Here is a 23,075-nt window from a genome sequence, read left to right on the forward strand (position 1 = left end):
ACTATCCCTTAAATAACCTTGATCTTGCCGGTGACGGCCGCGTTGATTAGGCTGGCTTTGTATTCCTTGAGCGCGGCGATCTGGCGTTCTTTGATGGCAATACCATTCTCAACCTTCTCGCATTTTCTTTTGATTTCGTCCGCAATCTCACGCTGTTCATTGATGGGTGGAAGGAAAAGGTCGACCATCGCGAAATTTTCGAAGGTCAAGTCTTGCCCGTCGCGAATGAAGCTTGCAGTTGTTTGCAGGGCTTTAATATATCGAGGGCTTTTGAAAAGGTAGCCGAAGAAGGTCGGGCAAATCTCCTCGTGCGGTCGCAAAATAATGTAGGAGGACCTGATGCAGCCCGCCGCCCAAGCTCGCTCCAGGCCGCCTTGGAAGCTGCGCATGCTGATCACGAAGTCGTCCAACTCTACGTGCTTGCGTTTTTCGAGGTTCGTCTGGATTTTCACGACCCTGCGACCAACCAGCTCCTCAAACTTCTCTTGAGGAATAACCCCATAGGATTGGGTGGCAGAAAGCTGAATGTCATCCTTTCGCGCCAACTCTTTGCGTTGCGTGAAGACAAACTTGCTGCGCCGCACCTCCCAATGCGCTGGGATTTGGCCAATCCAGTCGATGCCGCTGTCTTTCAATGGAGTGGCGGAATTCAGGCCGCGGTTTACGGCTTCCTGAATGATGATCTGACGCCGCTCGCGTAGCAGCGTGATCTGGTCTTCCTTGATCTTCACAGCTACATCGATCTTGGCGCACTTCTCGTCCAAGAATGTCGCGATCGAACGCTGCTCCTCAATGGGAACGATGAATAGGTCGACCGCCGAGAAGTTGTCAAAGCGAAGCGCCTGCCCATCACGCACTAGATTGGATGTGCTTTGTAGGGCCTCAATATATCTGGTGCTTTTAAGTAGATAGCGAAAAAAGGCTGGCTCTACGCGCGGTCCAGGTCGCAAAGCGACATATGCTGAACTAACGCACCCCGTGTGTTCAGAGTACTCAATTCCGCCCTGGAAGCTACGCATGCTCATCACGAAGTCGCCAGATTCAACATGTTTTAGAATGTCAAAATCAAGAAAGACTTGGGTCACTCGGCGTCCCTCAATCTCCATGAATTGCGATTGAGGAATCACGCCGTATTTTTGAGTAGCTGCAAGTTGTGGCTCGCCCCGTCTTGCGCGCTCTTTGCGGTCAGAAAAAAGCCATTTGCTTCGCTCAACTTTCCAATGCGATGGTAATTTACCAATCCATCTAACATTACTTTCTGCGTAGCTTTCGTACTGCTCGAACCCAAACCTATCCATCATCCCACCTCCGACAACGCCGCCATCGGGACACCCAAAATATCCGAGATCAGTCCGTCAGCCTGCTGCTCCAGCGTCAGAATATCCGCCGTAACTTCGCCCAAACTCCGCAGCGGCTTGTGATAGTGGAAGTATTTGTTGAAGCTGATCTCGTATCCGATTTTGACCGAGTCGAGGTTGATCCAGGCCTCTTCGACATAGGGCCTCACCTCGGCCAGGAAGTAGCCGTGAATGCTGTCCTTCAGCGGCACAGACTCGCTGTCGCGGAGGTCGGTGTTTGAGGCGTAGGTCAGCCAGGTGCCATCGGCCTGTGCATAAAAGCCAAAATCGCCTAGCGCTGATACGTCGCAGCCTAGCTGCGCAGCTACCGATGCGAGCTCCAGGTCGGTAAAGCGAAGAGATTTGTCTATCACCTTTTCTGCGTCCTCGGCATACCAGCTCACCGCATTCAAGATGGCGTTCTTCTCGGTCGCTGACAGCTTGATCTTTCGGGTCTTCAGCACCTTGCTAATGCGATCACAAAACTCGTTGTAGTCGGCAGTTTCATCCGTACCGATGGCCTGCATCAACTGGTGTCCGTGATCGAGCAATTCGCGCAGACGCTTCCAGTTGGCGGTATCAATTAACTTGGCGCGGGCCTTGGCGTTCAGGGTGATGCCCTGCTCTTCGCACCACTCCATGACCGGCTTAGCATGCGCATTCAGGAAGCCCGGCTCATAGACCGCCTCACCGTGTGCTTCCCACAGATACTCCATCGGTTCGCGCAGGGATTTATCGAAGCGCAGGGGAGCAAGCCGTTCAGCGCTGAACTGGGCGCGGCGGCGGTCGGGGCGCTCGATAGTGACCTTGTGATAGCCGAAATCGGTGTTGTCGTAGATCTGCACGGCAATGCCGGTGGGGTCGCCGTTGGCATCCAGCTTCCGTTCGACCGATTGGAAAGCAAGATAGGCGCTTGTGATTTCTTCGACATGTTCAGGAGCGAATTCGCAGTTCTTGTCACCAAGGTTTTTGCGTAGCTTACGAAATAGCGGGTTGGCGTCGATCAGTTGCACCTTGCCCTGTCGTGCTGCGGGCTTGGCGTTGGTCAGCAGCCAGATATAGGTGGTGATGCCGGTGTTGTAGAACAAGTTGTTCGGCAACTGGATGATGGTGTCGAGCAGGTCGTTTTCGATGATGTGGCGGCGGATGTTGGACTCGCCGCTGCCAGCATCGCCTGCAAACAGGCTGGAGCCGTTGTGGACCGAGGCGATACGCGAGCCTATGGAACTGTCCTTGGTGGACTTCATCTTGCCCACCATATCCATCAGGAATAGCAGTTGGCCGTCATTGGAGCGGGGGGTTGCGTCTTTGGTTTCCCTGGTGCCCCAGTAATTATTCAGCTCGACCTTGAAGCGCGGGTCGATGACGTCGTTGCCGTCCTTGATGTATTTGAGTTCACTGTTCCAGCTTTTGCCGTAGGGCGGGTTGGATAACATGAAATCAAAGCGCTGGGCGGCGAACTCATCGGTGGACAGGGTGGAGCCGACCTTGATGTTTTCGGGGTTGTTGCCCTTAATCATCATGTCGGATTTGCAGATGGCATAGGTCTCGTCGTTGATTTCCTTACCGTACAGATAGACGTCGCCGGTAGCTTTGATCAAACCATCGGGGTCAATGACGTAGTTCTGCGACTCCGTTAGCATGCCGCCGCTACCACAGGCGGGGTCATAGATGGTCATAACGGGGGGCAGCCGATCCTTGATCGGGTCGAAGACCAGGTGGGTCATAAGGTGGATCACTTCACGCGGAGTAAAGTGCTCGCCCGCCTCCTCGTTGTTATCTTCATTGAACTTGCGGATCAGCTCTTCGAAGACATAGCCCATGCCGAGGTTGCTGAGGGCTGGCAGGGTGTTACCGTCAGGGTCTTCGACCTGATGTGGCGTGAGGTTGATGTAGGGCGAGATAAACTTTTCTAGCACGTCCAGTAAGACCTGCTTGTTTGCCATGTGCCGCATCTGCTCCAGTAGCTTGAAGCGCGAGATGATCTCTTTGACGTTGTCGCTGAACCCGTTCAAGTAGTCTTCCACGTTGGCCAGCAGTATCTGTTGGTTGTTAGTGGCGGTTGCATGCAGCAGCTTCAGTGTCCATTTGCTCGTGTTGAAGAATACGTAGCCAGAGGCCGCCTTTAGCGGTGCATCGTCCAGCTCAGTCGCCTTCATTTCGCCTTTCTGAAAGCGGACCTCCTCCAGGACTTCGGCCTTGGTGGGCTCGAGGAGAGTATCGAGGCGACGCAGAACAACCATCGGCAGGATGACGTCACGGTATTTGCCCCGGACGTAAACGTCGCGAAGGCAGTCATCCGCGATAGACCAAATGAATGAGACAAGTTTGGTATGTGCGTAATGGTTCATGGGGAAGGGGCTATTGTCCTGGTGTCAAAGGGGCGCGACGTGTAGCTGAACGGCCGTAAACCCACCATTATCCATGAGCGTTACAGACTCGGCCACCGTGGTGTTTTTTACTTGTCAAATCCATTAAAGGAGACCCATGAATACGAACATTCGGTGAGGTCTGGACTCTGTACGAAACCAGCTGTCGTAAACACCGCAGCGAACAGTCCAGCGAGAGCATCGCAGAAAAGCTGTCCGCGAGGTTGTCGTAGCGGTTACCAATCAGGTGGTTGTCTTTCAGCCAGCAGAACATCCGCTCAATGATGTCTCGTCTCGTGTATTGGGGCTTGTTGAGCCGGCGGGGTGCCGCGGGCTTTGGCTTACGTATCATCTTGCGCAGCGGGATGACTGGCTGCATTCGATAACGGTCAGAGTGCTGACGAAATGCCTCTGCGTTATAGCCCTTGTCGGCAACCAGCCTTTACCGGGTCAGTTTTCGGTCAGCGGTAACAGTCACAGCGTCATTCCTGACATATTACGCAGCCGAAAGCTCCAACCTCCGCACAGGCAGCAAAGAAAGACGACAATAACCAATAGGCTGGACGAAGTACGGGCTTGCAGTGTGACCCGCTGCGATGTCCTGAAACGCTACTTCAACCGCGCTCTTGCTCAGGGATTAGGTCACGATGGCCTTACCAATTTGGAACGGATTGCGTACCGAATTGAGCTAGATCTATTACCGCACCTTGCTCAAGGTTGGTAGCGCCGCCGGTGATATATGACTGAGGCCGCCACGCAAAACTGGAGTACTCGTGTGCTGGATCGATAGATCGGCATGCTCTACTACGAGCGTCTGTTGGTGACCCAGGATCGCGCCGCTGTCGGATAGGAAGCCGCCAGCAACTTGAACGCCAACCGATAAAGAACGCAGGAGGGTTAGACCTGTAGATGGCAATATGCTAGCTTGGCTCTGTCTAGTTTAGTGAGCTGTGTGGCGTTTTTGTGGGGCTGACCGCCACCAGAATCCTTTAAATAAAGATCACCAGATTCAGGACTATTTACAAAATGCAGACAAGGATTTTAGTCGCATTATTGATCTACTTAGGATCTTACCTTCCCCTGAGCATGATCTTACTCGTCCAAGATTTTACAATGGGTTCGACTGCTCAAAGTCTGTGCTCAGACTGGAAAAATTTCGCCAGTCAATGTGAGCTGCCGTTAAAGCATCCCTTATTAGCACTTGGTTTTTTTACCCTCTGTCTCATTTCGCTCTCAATATCATTAGGAACAATTTGGCTCGCCACACCAAAGCGGAAAATCATTGTGGAAGAGTGCAAGCATGTTCCAGCAGATCTAATGAACTACGTTTTGCCTTATGTGGTTTCATTTATGAGTTTGGATTATCAAGAGACGGGTAAATTTCTGGGTTTTTTTATATTTCTGGCTTGGATATTTTGGCTGACTTACAAGTCGGGGCAAGTGATTTTAAATCCTGCGCTGGTTGCGTTTGGTTGGGGACATTACGAAATAAAGTATCGATATGAAGGCGACTCTATATCGAATGCAGAAGGTTGTTTGGCTAAGTTTCAACCGTTAACTGGTGATGTTCTTCGTTATAGCAGTATTGATAAAGTCAAAATTCTAAAACAACGAGACTAACATTATGGCCGATCTTTTAGCATTGAAAGCGTTTGATGTCCTCAATTCAACTGTTACTCTGTGGGTTTTCAAGAGATCTACTCGCGCGGGTAAAATAGTTTACACAGGGCGCTGGGTTGAGACTTCTGAACTTTTGGATGCTAAAATAAAAGAAAATGTCAATGCTGCAGTCCAAAGTGTCGAAGAAATTCGAGAATACTCGCTGCTCGCCGAAAATAACGAAACTAGTGTCTTGTCGATTCCAGCAGATGAAACACATGCAGGACAATTGATACAAGAGTGCGTGGCTCGCGATGAAAAGAAGGTGAAAAAACTTAAAGATATACAGAATGCCCATTTTTATGCAATAAGGCTTACTCTTGATGATCAAAATTCTCTCTATGCAGTAAAATCGACCGATGACTCTTGGAAGTTAAAGAAGCTGGCTGGCGCATATAGGGCGGTATTCAAAGACAATGCTCTGGATATCGATAATACGCCAACTTTTAATATTTCTAAGAGTATAGATTTTTTCATTTTTGACGGCGATGTAATTGCTAAGCAAAAAAATAAGACGGAGTCAATATTAAGCTATAAAGAGGCTCATAAAGAAGATTTTGGGTTGTTAAAGCTGGAGCCGAAATTTTCATCATTGTTTTCCAGTATGGATGAGATTGATGCCTATGTGGGAAACAATAAGATTCAGTTAAGAAGAGCCTCCGCAATTAAGCAAAAGGCCCACTACAATAATGATGTTTATATACAAAATATTCGTAATAATGCTGTGGAAATGCAACTGCTAATTGATTTTGATTTGAACGGGAAAATAGTGCCAAGCGCCGAAAGTTGTAAGTACATTTTTTTGGCTCTTCTCAATCATCGGTTGTTTTCCCGTTTCTCTGGAGAGTATTACGACGTACAAAATATTGAAAATATTTAATACTCTATCGGTAGCTATTATAGCTGTGGCCTTGTCTCCGTCACCATCCTTGGTTGCAGAGTCGATGAGATGACCGCGTGAGTGTTTTGCGTTATCCAGATTCTCTTATCTTGGATCGTTCTCTACCGCGGGATGAAGATGGCTCAGGTGAATAGGACCACAAGCGAATCGTTGGTACTGAATTAACTTCCGTCGGCGTGCATCACCTATTTGGCGAAGCATGTTCGGTCGTTCCCGATCCATGTAGGCGGTTGGGAATAGCGCCGGATCGTAGGGGATGGCATCCAGCACGTCGATTCCATATTCGACATAAACACGCTTGCCGAGCGGTGTCAGGGCTAAGGCCTTGATCCGGCGGATATGCTCTGATATGACTCGATACCCATCATTTACCAGCAGGTCGCGCAGATAATGGTTCGACGCGCGAAGTGCAATCGTCACCCGCACGGATTCCCGATGTGGCCGATCCTGCCAGTAAGAGAATAAATTGAATAAACGAGACTTCAGACATGTGATGGGGTCGATGACGGCGATCTGCACACCTTCGATATCCAGGACAGATAAATACTTGAAAATCTCTTTTTGAGGCGCGCCCCCGACGCTGTCCATTTCCAGGATATCGACAATGACCTCTTTACCGTCAACCCAGTCAATATACGCGGCGGCAATGTTTATAGTGTTGTCGTCCATCTTAGCCTTGCGAAAAGGGACTCCCATCACGCGGGCGCAATAATCAATAGAGTTGGGTTTACCGATAAAGTCCAAATCATCGCTAGTGACGAATCCGACATCCTCGCCTGTCATTTCGTCGATGAGGTATTGCCGGGCCCAAAGCGTAAGCGATTGCCCGCCAACGATCACAAGGCCGTAATCGGTGACAGCTGATTGAATTGAGGGGCGGTAGACGCGCTGAATTAGATCGAGCAGAAATGCGAAGAGCTCTGAACGTTCAAGTAAGGCGAACGGAGCGTCTTCGTTTGCCGCTTCGGGCATCAGTTGCTTAGCGCAGAGAATCGTAGTGGGCGAGCGATTGAAGCAGAGTTGCCACGAAGGGCGGCTTTGGCACGGGCAGCAGCCATTTCAAGCATCTCAGGGTCTGCAGCATAGACAGCATCAACCTGGCGGTCACGTGAGCTGCTTTTAAGGCTCATCATTTCCGCAAAGCTAAGGTCTTTTGAATGCTGGTGGCCGCTGATCATGGCGAAAGTACCCATAAGGGTGGAAATAGACTTGGATTTGAGGTTAGCACATTCAGTTGGCGCATTTATAGGCGAAGGGCTGTGGTTGCAAGGGATTAGCCGACGAAATGCATGGGTTAGGGTGCCGTCTAGGTGCATGGGGCCTGTTTCACCGGCCCCATGCACCTAGACGGCTCTTAACGGCACTAAGTACCATGGTCTTTATCGAGATAACCATTTGTCAAGGGAAATGTCAACGTGGAGGGCCACTTATGTGGCCGGGACGGTCGGCGCTTAGATATCAAGGCAAAGCCAGCTCCGGCCTAATCTTTTCGAGATAAGTTGTGCGGTGAGCCTGTAGTAGTAACGGGTGGCTTCTGAGCGGTCCTTCAGCTGGTGTACCAAAAACCAACGCACATGCTTGAAGTGCCAGCCCCAAGGGTTATCGCGCTGCCACCTCTGTTGGATAGCTGCCTGCATGATACGAGCTTGTCGAATGTGTCTTTGCTGCGTGGCTGTCGAACCGTTCAGTACTCCACCCAGGAAAAGTGCCATATCGAAAGGCTTGCTCACGCTCTACCCCCAATGTAAGCCGAAACCACCTCGATTCGATTGTGCCCAAGCTCAAGACTAATTTGCCGTCGCGCGCTTTGGTCCAGAGCGTGGTCGATGCGATAGCATCGGCCACCATTGACGGGGGCCGCGTGGCCCGTGAGCTGTATGTAGCGCTCGCACGCATAAGCCGCTCGAAATTCATGAACCCCCTTCAGTCCCAGCTTCTGAAGCAATTCACGGGCTGGCCTCACCGTCTGTTGCTGGAACTTGGCGTAGCTTTCACCTTCGGCCAGCAAATTGCGGCTGTGGGGTGGCGAGGCGTGACGAGCCATCTGCAAGGCTGCCTTAACCTCGTTATTTGCGATGATCCAGCGCGCTGCTGAAGCTCCAGCCCGGCCGCCTTTGGTCCCATCCTGAATATTGATGCGGCCTAAGTGTTTAGCCTCACGTTGCAAACGTGGCAGGTCAGCCAAGATCGTTTCGCGCAAGCGCATGCCGGTTGCGCGGGCCAAGCAGACAATCGCAGCGACGCGGTGGTGTTGCTGTTCGCGAAGCGCTTCAATCACTCGACTCAGTTGTTGGTGATCTTGGCCATTCGGTGCGCGGGTGCGTACGCTTGATCGCTGCATGCCGAGTGCCTTGCTCGGGCTGGCGATTTTCACGTACTGGTCGCCGCGTAGTGCTGCGAGGGTACGGTTTACGCTACTCAGGCGGTTCTGCGCGGTGGCGATGCAGATTTCACCTTGTTGGATTTGCTGACGCAGGTGTGTGGCGTAGCTGTGCAAGGTACTGCGATCTATCTGGCGGGCGTCGTTGTAACCGGGGCCGTCCGCTGACCGACACCACTTCACGAAAGCCTGCCAGCGATCACTGTGTGCTTTGACCGTAGCGAAGTGGCCGCCGGCAAACAGATCTTTCAGCGCTTGTGGGCCGGCATAGCTGAGCTGACGGCCGTAGCCAAAGTTGCGCCCGTCACGTCGGCCGACCAATGCCATCGGCTTCACCGTTTTCATTGTCTTGCAGAAAGCGCAGCACCGCTTTCCAGTGGGCGCTGATCTTGTTCACTTGTTGCCAATGTGCGGGACGAATAATCAGGGCGTTTTGCTGATGCCGCAGCATTGCTCCCTCTTCGCGCAGTTGGTGGATCAGTTGGCCGATGTTGACAGGCCCTAAGGCGGGTGTGGCGACAACGGCGCCAGTGGCGACAACCCTTGTAGTTGCTGCTCTGAAGCATGGCGACAAGGCGGCGACGGAAGTGGCGACACTCCGCAATGCAGGTCGTGTCTGATGCTGCGCCTGGTAACGGCGCACCGCGTCATTGAGGCGGAACATGGCGCACCTCGAAGGTCTTTCCGTCAGAAGAGTCCAGCCAGCTATGTGAGATCAATTCGACCAGCAGCGTAATGGTGTGATGACTGCTTTTGCGGGCAAAGCGGGGGCCATTGCGATTGAGGTCGCGGACGGTAAATTGGGTCCAGCCTTTTTGCGTCAGCCAGCGCAGCAGTCGATCCGCCTCCTCGCGTAACTTGTTGATGGGTTCTTGCTCCGTCAGGCGCTGGATTTCGGCCAGGTAGTAATCCATCAGCGTCGAGGCGCGCTGGATATGGGGTTCGTCCACTACGGGCGCGTCTTCAATCACCGCCAATACCCCGGCGATACGCAGTACATTGGCGGCTGCTTTCCCGGCGACAGATTGAATGCCGGCCAGCTCGCCAAACTCACCAGATTGGCATTCGATGGTGTCGTGAATATCGATCCAGGCACCGCGAGCGCTGGGTGTCAGTTCCAGCCTGTCAGGGTTAAGTGAGCCGTCGTTGTGTAGCGACAGCGGCTTATCCAGCAGAGCGGTAATGCGCGCTTGGTAGCGCTGGATCCTGGCATCTCGCGTAAGGTCGACCGCCTTGTACAAGCGTCGCCCCACTAGGCGTTCGGGCCAACTGATCAGGCAACGGCCAAGGATGCCTTGGCCGTTGATCATCCGGTCTGTGAGTAGCTGGGTGGCCAGGTAAGGTTGCAGCATCAGATGCAGACTGAGGCGACGATCATAAGCTCGCAGGCTTTCGCCAGGCATGGAGCGCGCCCGGTCGATGGGGCTGCCGTCCCAGAGTGCTGACAGGGTGGTGATGGCCTTGAGTTGGTTCTCTTTGCTCATGGTGCTGCTGCCCAGAAACTGGCCGCCCTCATCGTTGAATAACCCCATGCTGGGCAAGCCCTGGCATAGGTTTTTGATCAGCGCCTCAATGGTGGGCTCGGCGATGATCAACCTGGGCGGTATGGGGTCGGATAACTCACGAGCTTCGTGCTTTCCTCGAATGGCGGCGCGATTGGATTTCAGTTGTTCCAAATACAACGCCCACTGCCGCCGCTCCCACTCACGCGCAGCCGCCAGCGCCAGATGATCCACTGCGCTTTTCCGATCACCCGACGATGCCACCGTCAGCATGTACAGGGACAACGGATAAACACGGCCATCGAGATGCACATTGGCGTGCGACTGGGCCACCAGGGCGGCAGTGGCCAACACCGATTGCGCAGCCATGGCGCAGGGCACGCCGATCACCTCTGCCATGCGTTCGACGGCTGGTCCTAATATCTGTCCCAACGCTTCGACCGGATACGCCAGCGGCTCGGGCCGGTATTCCAGCAGCGGCTGTGGCAGGTCAAACGCTTCGCACAATTGCATCGTCATTCTCCTGGTGCTTCGAATTTCCCCCTCACTCTCCCCGCCACGGTTGTTGAGTGTTATCAGGGATCAAGGCCCCTGCAGCCTGTGAGGGTGTCCACTTACGCGGGACGGGCGGCTCTTTACGACCGGGAGCTTGGGCATCTCATGATCTTGCCTCCTGAGCACCGATAACGGTGGGCGGGTGGAGGCTGCGTTGGCTGACGAGACCAGCGCCGCGAGATCCTGAGTCTGTTGCAGGCAGTAATGCGATGACCAGGGCGTGCCTGACTGTCAGTCAGGTGCAGTCCATTCCGTGGGCTGCGGCACCATCATCTGCATTGCTGCTGCGTGTGACATCGGGGTTTGTCACGCCGATTGTCACATTGACAAACGCTGCAATGTGTTGCCCGGCAAGGGCTGCGGCAGTGGTTTCGGCGCCCGTCTCTTTCCTGGAGAAAGAGACGGGCGTGGGCTGCCGCATTTGCACTGTGGATAAGTTGGCTTCGATCACGTTGGGCGTGACTGCGCGCCTAATTGGAAGCGAGCGCGCATGGCTGGGACCACCACTGTAGGGCGTAGCCTTAAAGATCCCTGGCTACCTGGGCAATGCTGTCGATGACAGCGCTCTACGGCTCTGGTGTAGCGCGTGCTCGGAGGGTGGTCAACCGTGTATGGGGTGGGGTTTTTAGGCGATGGATGTGTATGGAAGACGGTGGCTTTGAATGGACAGTGGGCCGTTCGTCGGTTTTTAAAGTGAGCCCCTGAGGGCGGGAAGGCAAAGCCTTCCTGCCCTCAGGGGCTGGGCCTTAAAAGCTTGTGGGCGATGCAGATGGTGGCGACGGTCGCCGCTTTGTCGCCATGCGCAGGACCGCTAAATAAGTGGGTTGTCGCCAGTGTCGCCGCTGTCGCCAGTAGGAACTGATTAACGAAACGGGATGACGTTCCCGTTTTTGTTTTCATGAATGGCCGTCACCGACAAATTGCCGGTGGCGGCTTTTTGAATGTAGTCGCTCCACCAAGTCATCATCGGGCGTCTTCGCTCGATGTAGTCCGCTCGGTTGTACGCGCTTCGGACTTCGTCTTTGTCGACATGGGCGAGTGCGACTTCAATCAACTCCGGGTCCCATCCATGTTCGTTGAGGATGGTACTAGCCATTGATCGCAGGCCGTGGCTGACCAGCCGATCCTGAAAACCCATACGTTTTAACGCCATGTTCGCGGTTTGGCTGTTGGCGTGAGTACGCGGATTTCGGTCTGCCGGAAACACATGTTCCCGGTGGCCGCTATAGGGTTTGAGTGTCTCTAGCAACGCGAGCGTCTGGTCGCTCAGGGGGATGGGGTGCGCTCGGCGTTTTTTCATGCGCTCCTTTGGGATGGTCCAGATGCGTTTCTCGAAATCAATTTCTGCCCAGGCCGTTCCGGCAGCCTCGGCAGGGCGGGTCATGGTGTGCAGTTGCCATTCGATGAGGCAGCGGGTGATGCGTTTAATGCTAGCGTTGGCAATCGCCACCATGAGGTCGGGTAGTTCTTCGGGGGGAAGTGCCGGCATGTTTTCTTTTTGCGGCTTTTTGAAGGCTGCCCGTATGCCGCTGAGCGGGTTCGCGAAGATCAGTCCGCAGTTGACGCCGTAGGCCATGATTTCGTTGAGACGTTGGGAAAGTCGCTTGACCGTCTCCAGGCTGCCTTTGGCCTCGATCGGGCGTAGGAGCTTGATGATCATGGGGGCGGTGATGTCTGCGAGGGGTGTGGCTTTGAGGCTGGGGAAAACATGCAGCGTGAGTGAGCGCCAGATGTCTTCGGCGTAGGCCGTTGTGACGGAGTGTTTTTTCAACTCGAACCAAGCGGTGGCCACCTTCTCGAATATGTGCTCGGTTTTTGCCAGCTTGGCCTGCCTTAGCTCATCGCGGTGCGCTTTGGGGTCGATGCCTTGCGCCAGCAGTTCGCGTGCCTCAGCTGCTTTCTTTCTGGCATTTGCCAACGAGAGGGCTGGGTAAGGGCCGAGCGCCATGTTGAGGCGGCTTTTGGTTACCGGCGCGCGGTAATTGAAGTTCCAGATCATCGAGCCACTGGCTCTGACCCTGAGTTGAAGGCCGTCGCCGTCAGTGAGAACGAAGTCTTTTCCTGTTGCCTTGACTGCCTTGAGTTGGCGGTCTGATAGGCGGGCTGCATTAGTAGGCATGAGAGCTACCTCTGACACCGTTTTGGTATCCCAAAAATAGCACCAGTGGGCTCGGGATACCAACTGGGATACCAAAACGCCTGGAACTCTAAAAGCTTCTGTGGAAGCCAATGGCGGTGAAAGCCCCGTATTTACTGGGTTTCAGGCACAAAAAAAGACGTCCGTGGACGTCTTTAGATGATGAAGTGGTGGAGCCGGGGGGATTTGAACCCCCGTCCGCCAGTACTCCGCTGTCGGTACTACATGCGTAGCCGTGTCTATTAAGTTAACCCTCAGCGACCCGACGGGCAGGGTGCTTTGGGCGAGTTGTGTAAGTTTTAGCCGCTTCGTCCACAACGTACTGCACGGCGATTCTGTTCTATATGACAATCACTTTGGGTTTACAGACATCCCCTGATGATTGCTGGACCCGAAGGTACCAGGAGGGAAGGGCTAAGGCTGCTTACGCAGCGAGAGCGTATTCCCCGTAGGTTTCGTCATTGGCAACTATAGAAAGTTGCAACAGTGGATTTACGAGTTCTGTTACCAACTCGGCATGCACCTAAAGTTTCGCAACCGGCGTCGAATCCTAAACGGCCCCGAGCCTGTAGCTCTGTGAATCAAAGTGAGCAACAAGCCTGCGCAGTGTACGCCAACACACGTCAGAAGGCCAACCCGAAGGTTGGTCGCGAGTGATCATGGGTTGGGTTCATAACTCAGTGTGTCAGCGCCAATCCCTGGATAGCCTCGGTGGCGCATTTCTTGTCGTCCCCGGAGGCTTTTGAAGTTTTGGCGCTGGCCAGCAGTCTTTTGATCTCCGGTGCGTTGGTGGAGGTCGCTGGTAGCGAATTCACTTTGGCCTCGAGCTCCTGCAGTTTGCTCGTACAAAGGTCGTTGTCCGCTGCAAACACGGGAGAGGCCAACATTGCAGCAGACATGAACAAACCAGCGAGTGCGGTACGTTTCATGGATATCTCCTAGTACTGATGGTCTCGGTGCTGCCGTATGAGCGGGCGGTTCGGCCGAGTCGAAAAACAAGCCACGATGGATGAGGCCTACTCAAAAGACCACGGCGCTGCGCAGGAATTCGGTTTTTGGGGAGCAATTTCACCAGCAACGCATACGGATCGCGTTATGGCTTAAATGTGCAGCTCCAAGCGCACGCCAACAAGGCCAACCCGAAGGTTGGCCTTGAGCCGGGTTACTTCCCGCCTTTGTTAGCGTTCTTGATTTGCTGGATGGTTTGTTCGGTCTCGGCGATGCAGTCGTCAGTCCCTTCCTTGGTGCCTTTTGCCTGATCTGCCTTGGCTTTCGTGACGCTTTCCATGACCTGATCAGCCATCTCCGGAGGAGTCTGTGCCTTGGCATTTTCGATGGTTTTCAAATTGACCGCACAGAGGTCTTCAGCGGCAAACGAGGTGGGCGCCATCAGTGAGGCAGTAACGAACAGACTTAACAGTACAGAACGTTTCATGAGTATCTCCTTGAACTGAGGGTCCAGGCATCGCTGGCCGTCAGGACGGGCTGCCGAGTTTGGGAAAAGCCCGATAACGTCCGGGCTTATTCTGTGGACTATGACAGCGCATCAGGGTTCTATTTTTCGTGCATGCCCCTCGCCTTCGTTACTCGATCCACCAAATACACTACCCCGTGGTAATCAATTCCACCGTGTTGCGTCAGACCTATCTCACACGTGCGGCTGGTCGAAATCCCCTCGCTGCACTGCTGAACCGCATCCTTGAGCGTGCGCAGCGAATGTGCGTTCAGTTCCGGCGTAGTAAAACCCTTATCCCCCGCAAAACCGCAGCAGTGAATGCCTTCGGGAATAACCACGTTTTTGCTGCATTTACGCGCCAGATCAATCAAAGCCTGGCTTTCACCAAGGTGCTGCGTGCTGCAAGTGACGTGCACGGCAATCGACGCTTCCTGCGGCGTGAAATCCAGACGATCCATCAAATGCGTACGAATGAAACGCACCGGGTCGTACAGGTCCAGGCGCACATCGCCCAGGTCCTGAACCAGCCGTAACGTACACGGACTGGTGTCGCAGTAGATCGGGTCGAGCCCGCCGCGACTGGCGTGCAGCAAGGCGCCGATCAGTTCCTGGCGTTTGTGTTCGGCCTGTTCGGCGTAGCCCTTGGAAGCGAACGGTTGCCCGCAACAGAGATTGTCCAGATTGTCCGGGAAGACTACTTGATAACCGGCCTTTTCCAGCAGCCCTCGGGTTTTGTCGTACAGCGACATTTGCTCTTTATCACCCGCCGCCGGGCCCATTGCCCGCGATACGCAGGCCGCGAGGTACACCACCCGAGGGCGTTCGTCCGACACTGTCGGGCTGAAGCGAATGGCTTTTTCCGGTTGCGGCATGGCGTTAGTCCACTGTGGGACCTGGCCTTTGGATAGGCGCGTCAACGTCGCAGACAGTTTTGCCAGTCGTGGCGCCCCCAACAGCATTCGCGCACCGTTGGCCACGTGCAGAGTGAAACGAGCACCTTGCAGCGCAGTGGCGAAATTGCCTTCCAGCCAATTGGCGGTTTTCGTATGAGTTGCCTTACGACTGCGGAGTTTTTTCACCAGCTCGCCGGTGTTGATTCCTACAGGGCAACGTTGTGCGCAGAGGCCGGTGGCAGCGCAGGTGTCGATGCCTTGGTATTCGTAAGCGGCTTCGAGTTTGGTGGTGTCCACGCCAGCGCGTTTCTTCGCCTGAATGTCACGCCAGATCACGATGCGCTGGCGCGGGCTCAGGGTCAGGCCTTTCGACGGGCAGACCGGTTCACAGAAACCGCACTCGATGCACTTGTCCACAATCTCATCGGCGGCCGGCAACGGCTTCAGGTGCTTGAGGTGGATCTGCGGATCCTCGCTGAGCACCACGTCCGGGTTGAGAATGCCGTTGGGGTCGAGCAGGCGTTTAAGCTGCCACATCAACTGGTAGGCATCGCTGCCCCATTCCAGTTCGACAAAGGGTGCCATGTTGCGTCCGGTGCCGTGTTCCGCTTTCAGCGAGCCGCCGAACTCCACCGCTACCAGTTGCGCCACGTCGTCCATGAACGCCTGATAGCGTGCGACTTCTTCCGGGTTGTTGAAGCCTTGGGTGAAGACGAAGTGCAGATTGCCTTCCAGCGCGTGTCCGAAAAGGATCGCTTCGTCGTAGTGATGTTTGTCGAACAGCTCGATCAGGCGGTTTACGCCGATGGCCAGTTGTTCAACCGGGAAGGTCACGTCTTCGATGATCACCGTGGTGCCGGTTTTGCGCACGGCGCCTACGGCAGGGAAGGTGTCTTTGCGGATCGCCCAAAGCCGGGCGTTTTCCACCGGGTCTTCGGTGAAGTCGACCTGTTTTTCTACCGGGAACGAGGACAACGACGCCATGATGTGCGCCAGTTGTTCCTGTAGCAAAGTGGACGATGCGGCGCGGGATTCGATCAGCAGCGCGCAGGCATTGTTCGACAGCTGTTGTACGAAAGCGGGCATGCCGGGTTTGTCTTGCACTGAACGCAGACTGCGCCGGTCCAGCAGTTCCACGGCCGACACCGGCTGGCTTTTCAGCACCGTCACGGCATTGCAGCAGGTTTCCACATCCGGGAACACGATCAGTGCCGAGGCCTTGTTCGGGTGGTCGATCACTGTGTCGTAAGTCACCGCGCTGATGAAACCGAGGGTGCCTTCGGAGCCCACCAACAAGTGGCTCAAGATATCCACAGGCTCGTCGAAATCCACCAACGCATTGAGTGACAGCCCGGTGGTATTCTTCAGACGGTATTTGTGGCGAATTCTTGCCGCCAGTTCGGCATTGGCGCGGGTCTCGCGGCCCAACGTTGCCAGGCGTTCAAGCAGCGAAGCGTGGCTCTCCCGAAACGCCGCAACACTCGCCGCATCTTCAGTATCGAGACGGCTGCCGTCCGCCAGTACCAGACGAATGCCAGCCAACGTGTGATAGGTGTTTTGCGCCGTGCCGCAACACATGCCACTGGCATTGTTGGCGACGATGCCGCCGATTTTGCAGGCATTGATCGACGCTGGATCCGGACCGATCTTGCGCCCGAACGGCGCCAGCCACGCGTTGGCCTGCGCGCCGATCACACCCGGTTGCAGGCGGATTTGCATACCTTGCCCGCGAATCTCGCGACCGTTCCAGTTATCCCCCAGCACGATCAACACCGAGTCGCTGATAGCCTGTCCGGACAGGCTGGTGCCGGCGGCGCGGAAGGTCACCGGAACTTGATCCCTTTGCGCGAGTTTGAGCAGCGCCACGACCTCATCTTCAGACTCGACACGAATCACCAGTTTCGGAATCAGCCGGTAGAAACTGGCGTCAGTGCCAAAGGCCAACGTCGACAGCGGGTCGTCGAAACGTCGCTCCTGAGGAATCAGTTGCTGCGCATCTCGCAGGAAAGCCGCGGGTAGATTCATTGGTCCTCCAGGATCATGACCACGAGGTCTTTCGGACCGTGAGCTCCGTAAGCCAGAACTTGCTCGATGTCAGCGGTTTTCGACGGGCCGGACACCAGCAGGGCGTTGGTCGGCATGCCTTGGGCCCAATCGAATTCCTGCTGCACTTGATAGAAGTTGTTGCGGATTTCACTGGCCTTGAGCAGGGCGAAATGCACGGGCGGCACCAGGCTCATCAGGCGCGGTTCTTCCCGCGTCGGCCAGAGAATCAGACTACCTGTGGCGGCGATTGCGCCGAGGGTGCCGGTCAGGCTGGCCGGCGTGTCGTTGAACAACTCGGCTTTCCATTCTTCAACCGGACGGTCGTAGGATTTGAGCGTTGGCAGATCAGGATTTTTCGCCCAGTGCTGAGTGACGCGTTGCCCGTGAGGCGTAGTCGGTGCAATCAACAAACTCGGCAACTGACGGTCCAGCAACAACTGAGCAAGCAACGAAGGCCAGCCTTCGCCTGACGTCAGATGGATTTCGGTGTGCACCGCTTCCATCTGTTTGCGCAGCTGTGGGATGCGTTGCTCGGCGGTGTAGGTATAGGGCGCTGTCACCAGTTCGACGTCAAAATCGTCAGGCACTGGTGTGGTGCCCGTCAGACTGTTCCGCAACTTGGCGAGGATATTTTGCTTGGCGCTCATCAGCGATCTCCCTGTTTGGCCAGATGTTCGCGGGCCATGTCATGCAGTGAGCGGGCAGCGGGTTTCGGTGCGCTGTGGTTTTGCGTCCAGGGGCCGACGTTTTTCGGTGCCAGCGTGCGCAAGCGAGTGGCGAAGAAGCCGAACAGTCGATAAAGCGTGGGAGAACTGTTGAGCTTCGCCCAGGCATTCCAGATAAACCGTTCTTTACGCGAGTACTTGCTGCCCTGGCCGCGCATCACTTGATGAGGGCTGTCCGGGGCTTTGACGTTCTCTTCCCGCAGACGACGCAGCAGCGCCGGAATCGGAATTTTTACCGGGCAGACTTCACCGCAGGCGCCACACAACGACGAGGCACTCGGGTGGTCCGGGACTTTCGCCAGGCCGACCATGTGCGGAGTGATGATTTTTCCGATAGGCCCAGGGTAAACCTCCCCATAGGCGTGACCGCCGATTCGGGTGTAGACCGGGCAATGATTCATACAGGCGCCGCAGCGGATGCAGTTCAGGGTCTGGCGCAGTTCGCTGTCGGCGAAGGCCTGGCTTCGACCGTTGTCGAGCAATACCAGGTGCACTTCCTGGGGGCCGTCGAGTTCATGTTGCTTGCGCGGGCCGGAGATCATGTTGACGTAGGTGGTGATCGGCTGGCCGAGGGCTGAACGGGTCAGCAGTGACAGCAGCGGCACCACATCGCGCAGGTTTTCCACGACTTTTTCGATGCCAGTGACGGCGATGTGAACCGGCGGCACGGTGGTGGTCATGCGCCCGTTGCCTTCGTTTTCCACCAGCAGCAAGGTGCCGGTTTCGGCCACGGCGAAGTTGACGCCGGAGACGCCGATGTCCGCTTCGAAGAATTTCTGCCGCAAGACCTTGCGACCGATCTGAATGAGTTGGTCAACGTCCTTGGTGTATTCCACGCCAAGTTTGTCGTGGAACAAGGACGCGACCTGACCGGCGTTCTTGTGGATCGCCGGCATAATAATGTGTGAAGGCTTCTCGTGGTCGAGTTGGACGATGTACTCGCCCATGTCCGATTCCAGGCATTCAATGCCCTGTTCAGCGAGGAAGTGATTCATTTCCATCTCTTCGCTGACCATCGATTTGCCCTTGATCACTTGCCGCCCCTCGTGAGCGCGGATGATCGAGAGGACGATGCCATTGGCCTCGTCCACCGTTTCCGCCCAGTGCACTGTCACACCGTTGCGGGTCAGGTTCTGTTCAAGTTGCTCGAGCAGGTCGGGCAACTTGGATAACGCGCGGGCGCGGACAGCATTGCCCAGCGCTCGCAAATGTTCTCTTTCGTGGGCATCGCTGAAGGACGCTGCCCGTTTTGTCATCAGCGAATCCATCGCCGTGCGAAAGTTGTTTCGCAGTTGCTTGTCATCCAGCGCCTTGTGAGCCCGGATGCGAAAATCTTCTTCCACGGCAACCGTAGGAATAATCGCGGAAGCGTTCATAGAACACCTCCGGTTCGCTGCCAAAGGAAGCTGGCCAGGTGTTGGCCGCGCAATGCTTCCTGCTGTTTCTCCAGCGAGCCGTTGATGTTCATCAGACAACCGCAGTCGGCACTGAGTACCTGGTGCGCGCCGGATTCCTTCAACGAGCGGGTCTTGTCAGCCACCATCGCACCGGAAATGTCTGGCATACGGACGCTGAAAGTCCCACCGAAGCCACAGCATTCACTTTCATGGCTGTGGTCGACTCGCTCCACGTTACGCAGCTGCGCCAACAACTCGCGGCCATGCAAGTGGGTGTTCATCTCACGGCGTGCCGAGCACGACGTGTGCAACGCTACTTTGACGGGCTCGCCACTGTCCTTGAGCTGCACCTTGCAGACAAACAACAAAAACTCGGCCAGTTCATAAGTCCGGGCCGCCAGCGCCTGAACCTGTTTCAGCATGTCCGGCTCGTCCTTGAACAAGTCGGCGTAGTGTTCGCGCAACATCCCGGCACACGACCCCGACGGCACCACCACCGGATAGTCCCCGGCAAACAGCGCCAGTTGCGAGCGTGCCACGGTCCGCGCCTGCTCGGTGTAACCCGAGGTGTAGGCCGGTTGTCCACAGCAGCTTTGCCCCTGCGGATACTCGACACGAATGCCTTCGCGTTCCAGCAAGTGAATCGCGTCCATCCCGGCTTCGGGGTAGAACAAATCCACCACACAGGTTCCGAACAGGTAGACCCGTGACGGTTTCTCGCTGGGGTATTGCCGGGGCTCGGGCAGTGGCGGGGCGACGCGGGTCGCGTTCGGCACAGCGTTGTAAAAAAGCTCGCTCATCAGGCGTGTCTCCGGGTGGTCCCGGTTATCCGTCTGTCGAGGCTGCTGAAATATAGAGAGGCAAGCTTTCAGCAGCCTTACAGACCGGGTTGTGAATAGCTGACGCCGGAATCGTGGTCCGGCGTCGGTTTTTGCTTTTTATCGTGTAGTACTTAGTGCACCAGCATGCCGGTCAACCAGTAGGCCTGGATGTAGGTAATCAAGCCCACGATCGTTGCAAAGAACAGGCTGTGCTTGAGGGTGAAACGGAACAGATCCGATTCCTTGCCCACCAGACCGGTCGCGGCGCAGGCCACGGCGATCGATTGTGGCGAGATCATCTTGCCGGTCACGCCACCGCTGGTGTTCGCCGCTACCAGCAACACGTCGCTGACGCCGATCTGGTGCGCAGTGGTCGCTTGCAGCGAACTGAACAGGGCGTTGGACGAGGTATCGGAACCGGTCAGGAACACACCCAGCCAGCCGAGGAACGGTGAGAAGAACGGGAATGCTGCGCCAGTGCCTGCCAGAACCAGCGCCATGGTCGAGGACATGCCCGAGTAGTTAGTGACGAAGGCAAAGGCGAGCACCATACCGATGGACAGAATCGGCCAGCGCAGCTCGTAGAAGGTCTCTTTCAAAGTGGTCAGACCAGTTTTGACATTGATCTTCAGCACCAGCATCGAGATCAGCGCGGAGAAGAAAATCGCCGTGCCGGTCGCGGAAATCGGGTCGAGTTTGAACACTGCCGGGATAGCGGTCGGGGCGGTCACGATCGGCGCAACCTTGATCACCAATTGATCGAGGTGCGGGATGGCGATGTTGAATACCCAGCTGTACATCGAACCGCCAGCAGCGAACATCGCCTTGAACGGTTTCAGTGTCCAGATGGTGACCAGCACGGTGAGGATCAGGAACGGTGACCAGGCTTTGAGAATTTCACCAAAGCTGTAGGGCGAAGCCACAGTGCTGCGCGGCAGGCCGAAACCGCCAGCGCTGGCACCCACCACGGAAGCCGAGACGGCACCGACGATGTGTTGCCCTGCGGCGCGTTTCGGCTGCCAGACTTTCAGGAACAGCGTCAGGGAAACCAGGCTGGCCAGGGCCGAGGTGATGTCCGGCAGTTCCGGGCCGATGAAGTTCGACGTGAAATATTGGGTGATGGCAAAGCTCAAGCCGGCTACCAGTGCTGCCGGCCAGGTTTCGCGAACGCCGCGCAGGCCGTCCATCATGAACACCAGCCAGAACGGCACGAACAGCGACAGCAGCGGCAGTTGGCGGCCTGTCATGGCGCCAATCTTGAAGGCGTCGATACCGGTGACCTGCCCGGCAACGATGATCGGAATCCCCAGGGCGCCGAAGGCCACCGGTGCGGTGTTGGCGATCAGGCACAGGCCGGCGGCGTACAACGGGTTGAAGCCCAGTCCGACCAACAGTGCGGCGGTAATCGCGACCGGTGCACCGAAACCGGCGGCACCTTCCAGGAAGGCGCCGAAGCAGAAACCGATCAGCAGCACTTGCAGGCGCTGGTCGTCGGTGATCGATAGCACCGAGCTGCGGATCACTTCGAACTGACCACTCTTGACCGTCAGTTTGTAGAGGAATACCGCCGCCACGATGATCCAGGCAATCGGCCACAGGCCATAGGCGAAACCATAGCCGGCGGCGGCGAAAGCCATGTCGACCGGCATCTGGAAGGCGAAGATCGCCACGGCAATGGACAAGGCCAGCGTGATGCTGCCGGCCACGTGTCCTTTGAGTCGGAACACGGCCAATGCCAGGAAGAAAAACACGATGGGGATAACGGCCGCGAGCGCGGACACGCCGAGACTGCCGAGCGGAGAATAGAGCTGTTGCCAGGTTTGCATATGGGGTGGCCCCTAATTGTTGTTGGTCAGGCACTGGTCAGCGTTCTTGGATAATTGGTAATACCAATTTACAATCGCTGTTGGCTAGGGTAAAAGCGTTGTAGGCGGCGTGTCAATTTGCCGCTCTAAAACTTTTGTCGAATACGCGGTGCGCAAGCCATCTGGTCCGCTCGACCAAATGCTGTCTGGCAGGTGCTGAAGCAGCCCTGATAGGCCAGAATAGACACCCCGGCGAGCCGTCGGGATCGTGGAGAATTGAGTTATGGGGTTTGATCAAATTCGTCAGCGCCGTTTGTCTGACGATATTGTCGAGCAGCTCGAGGGGATGATTCTCGAGGGCACGCTGAAGGCGGGTGAGCGTTTGCCGGCCGAGCGTGCGCTGGCCGAGCAGTTCGGCGTGTCACGCCCTTCGTTGCGCGAAGCGATTCAGAAACTGGCGGCCAAAGGCTTGCTGGTCAGTCGCCAGGGCGGTGGCAATTATGTGGTGGAGTCGCTGGGGACAACGTTCAGCGATCCGCTGCTGCATCTGCTGGAAAGCAACCCTGAGGCGCAGCGCGATCTGCTGGAATTTCGTCACACCCTGGAAGCCTCCTGTGCCTATTACGCAGCCATGCGTGCTACGGACGTTGATCGCGAGCGATTGACCGCGGCTTTCAATGAATTGCAGGACTGCTATACGCGTCACGACGAGGTAAGTCGGGCGGAAGAGGGCGCGGCGGATGCGAAATTCCACCTGGCTATTGCTGAGGCCAGTCACAACGCGGTGTTGCTGCACACCATTCGCGGATTGTTCGATCTGCTCAAACGTAACGTGGTGACCAACATCGGCGGGATGTACAAGCAACGCACGGAAACCCGCGACATGCTGATCACCCAGCACCGGGAGTTGTACCTGGCAATTATTGAAGGAAGGGCCGAGCAGGCGCGGGAAGTCTCCAGCCGACACATTTTGTATGTGCAGGAAGTGCTGGAAGAAGTGCGTCAGGAAGTACAGCGCATGGCTCGAGCGGAGCGGCGCAAGGGGATGTAGTGATAAGGGGATGATTGTGGCGAGGGAGCTTGCACCCGCTC

General features: G+C 55.7%; 18 protein-coding genes, 1 other RNA gene and 1 pseudogene. 3 read left to right on the forward strand and 17 right to left on the reverse strand.

Features of this window, described 5'->3' with window-relative positions; translation table 11 throughout:
* Positions 1 to 8: 8 nt before the first annotated feature.
* The 3 genes and pseudogenes from BLW70_RS08905 to BLW70_RS08915 form a co-directional block, all read right to left on the reverse strand.
* Positions 9 to 1,301, reverse strand: a complete 1,293-nt coding sequence (locus tag BLW70_RS08905) for a restriction endonuclease subunit S (RefSeq protein WP_073844139.1) — start codon at positions 1,299 to 1,301, stop codon at positions 9 to 11.
* Positions 1,298 to 3,688: a type I restriction-modification system subunit M gene (locus tag BLW70_RS08910; protein ID WP_047882042.1), complete on the reverse strand. Its 2,391-nt coding sequence runs from the start codon at positions 3,686 to 3,688 to the stop codon at positions 1,298 to 1,300. The genes BLW70_RS08905 and BLW70_RS08910 overlap by 4 nt, the downstream gene beginning before the upstream one ends.
* 166 nt (positions 3,689 to 3,854) lie before the next feature.
* A pseudogene (locus BLW70_RS08915) lies at positions 3,855 to 4,145 on the reverse strand (IS5/IS1182 family transposase); the annotation flags it as partial.
* 674 nt (positions 4,146 to 4,819) lie between these two features.
* Between BLW70_RS08915 and BLW70_RS08920 the strand changes: the two are divergent.
* Positions 4,820 to 5,326, forward strand: a complete 507-nt coding sequence (locus BLW70_RS08920; protein WP_139273372.1) for a hypothetical protein — start codon at positions 4,820 to 4,822, stop codon at positions 5,324 to 5,326.
* Positions 5,327 to 5,330: 4 nt separating this feature from the next.
* Positions 5,331 to 6,245: a Kiwa anti-phage protein KwaB-like domain-containing protein gene (locus tag BLW70_RS08925; RefSeq protein WP_073844143.1), complete on the forward strand. Its 915-nt coding sequence runs from the start codon at positions 5,331 to 5,333 to the stop codon at positions 6,243 to 6,245.
* A 105-nt stretch (positions 6,246 to 6,350) separates the two neighbouring features.
* Here the strand turns inward: BLW70_RS08925 and BLW70_RS08930 are convergent, their stop codons facing one another.
* From BLW70_RS08930 to BLW70_RS09000, 14 genes are all read right to left on the reverse strand, one after another.
* Positions 6,351 to 7,238 carry a hypothetical protein gene (locus tag BLW70_RS08930; protein WP_047882044.1) on the reverse strand — a complete coding sequence of 296 codons (888 nt, stop codon included), beginning with the start codon at positions 7,236 to 7,238 and terminating at the stop codon, positions 6,351 to 6,353.
* Between the two features lie 479 nt (positions 7,239 to 7,717).
* Positions 7,718 to 7,996 carry a hypothetical protein gene (locus BLW70_RS31025; RefSeq protein WP_073844145.1) on the reverse strand — a complete coding sequence of 93 codons (279 nt, stop codon included), beginning with the start codon at positions 7,994 to 7,996 and terminating at the stop codon, positions 7,718 to 7,720.
* Positions 7,993 to 8,973, reverse strand: coding sequence for an integrase domain-containing protein (locus BLW70_RS08945; protein ID WP_073844147.1), 981 nt, complete (start codon positions 8,971 to 8,973; stop codon positions 7,993 to 7,995). The genes BLW70_RS31025 and BLW70_RS08945 overlap by 4 nt, the downstream gene beginning before the upstream one ends.
* A complete protein-coding gene (locus BLW70_RS30135) occupies positions 8,951 to 9,310 on the reverse strand; it encodes a hypothetical protein (protein ID WP_073844149.1) in 360 nt (119 codons plus the stop codon). The genes BLW70_RS08945 and BLW70_RS30135 overlap by 23 nt, the downstream gene beginning before the upstream one ends.
* A complete protein-coding gene (locus BLW70_RS08955; RefSeq protein ID WP_073844151.1) occupies positions 9,294 to 10,661 on the reverse strand; it encodes a YfjI family protein in 1,368 nt (455 codons plus the stop codon). The genes BLW70_RS30135 and BLW70_RS08955 overlap by 17 nt, the downstream gene beginning before the upstream one ends.
* A gap of 904 nt (positions 10,662 to 11,565) precedes the next feature.
* Positions 11,566 to 12,822, reverse strand: coding sequence for an integrase domain-containing protein (locus BLW70_RS08960; protein WP_073844153.1), 1,257 nt, complete (start codon positions 12,820 to 12,822; stop codon positions 11,566 to 11,568).
* A gap of 186 nt (positions 12,823 to 13,008) precedes the next feature.
* Positions 13,009 to 13,402: a transfer-messenger RNA gene (gene ssrA / locus BLW70_RS08965) on the reverse strand.
* A gap of 115 nt (positions 13,403 to 13,517) precedes the next feature.
* Positions 13,518 to 13,769: a hypothetical protein gene (locus tag BLW70_RS08970; RefSeq protein ID WP_074873630.1), complete on the reverse strand. Its 252-nt coding sequence runs from the start codon at positions 13,767 to 13,769 to the stop codon at positions 13,518 to 13,520.
* Positions 13,770 to 14,002: 233 nt separating this feature from the next.
* Entirely contained in the window at positions 14,003 to 14,275 is a 273-nt protein-coding gene (locus BLW70_RS08975) for a hypothetical protein (protein ID WP_074873632.1), read from the reverse strand.
* Positions 14,276 to 14,394: 119 nt separating this feature from the next.
* A complete protein-coding gene (locus BLW70_RS08980) occupies positions 14,395 to 17,214 on the reverse strand; it encodes an FAD-binding and (Fe-S)-binding domain-containing protein (RefSeq protein ID WP_074873633.1) in 2,820 nt (939 codons plus the stop codon).
* Positions 17,211 to 17,882 (reverse strand): LutC/YkgG family protein, encoded by a 672-nt coding sequence (locus BLW70_RS08985; protein ID WP_074873635.1) that lies wholly within the window; start codon positions 17,880 to 17,882, stop codon positions 17,211 to 17,213. Before BLW70_RS08985 ends, BLW70_RS08980 begins: the two co-directional genes overlap by 4 nt.
* On the reverse strand, positions 17,882 to 19,336 hold the full coding sequence (locus BLW70_RS08990; protein WP_074873638.1) for a LutB/LldF family L-lactate oxidation iron-sulfur protein: 1,455 nt from the start codon (positions 19,334 to 19,336) through the stop codon (positions 17,882 to 17,884). Before BLW70_RS08990 ends, BLW70_RS08985 begins: the two co-directional genes overlap by 1 nt.
* Entirely contained in the window at positions 19,333 to 20,157 is an 825-nt protein-coding gene (locus BLW70_RS08995; RefSeq protein ID WP_074873639.1) for a (Fe-S)-binding protein, read from the reverse strand. Before BLW70_RS08995 ends, BLW70_RS08990 begins: the two co-directional genes overlap by 4 nt.
* A 152-nt stretch (positions 20,158 to 20,309) precedes the next feature.
* Positions 20,310 to 22,004 carry a lactate permease LctP family transporter gene (locus tag BLW70_RS09000; RefSeq protein ID WP_074873641.1) on the reverse strand — a complete coding sequence of 565 codons (1,695 nt, stop codon included), beginning with the start codon at positions 22,002 to 22,004 and terminating at the stop codon, positions 20,310 to 20,312.
* Positions 22,005 to 22,266: 262 nt separating this feature from the next.
* Here BLW70_RS09000 and BLW70_RS09005 point away from each other — a divergent pair, with 262 nt between their 5' ends.
* The gene (locus tag BLW70_RS09005) at positions 22,267 to 23,034 is read left to right on the forward strand and encodes a GntR family transcriptional regulator (RefSeq protein ID WP_074873644.1); all 768 of its coding nucleotides are present in this window, start codon (positions 22,267 to 22,269) and stop codon (positions 23,032 to 23,034) included.
* Positions 23,035 to 23,075 lie beyond the last annotated feature (41 nt).

The organism is Pseudomonas frederiksbergensis, assembly GCF_900105495.1.
GTDB classification, from domain to species: Bacteria; Pseudomonadota; Gammaproteobacteria; order Pseudomonadales; family Pseudomonadaceae; genus Aquipseudomonas; species Aquipseudomonas frederiksbergensis.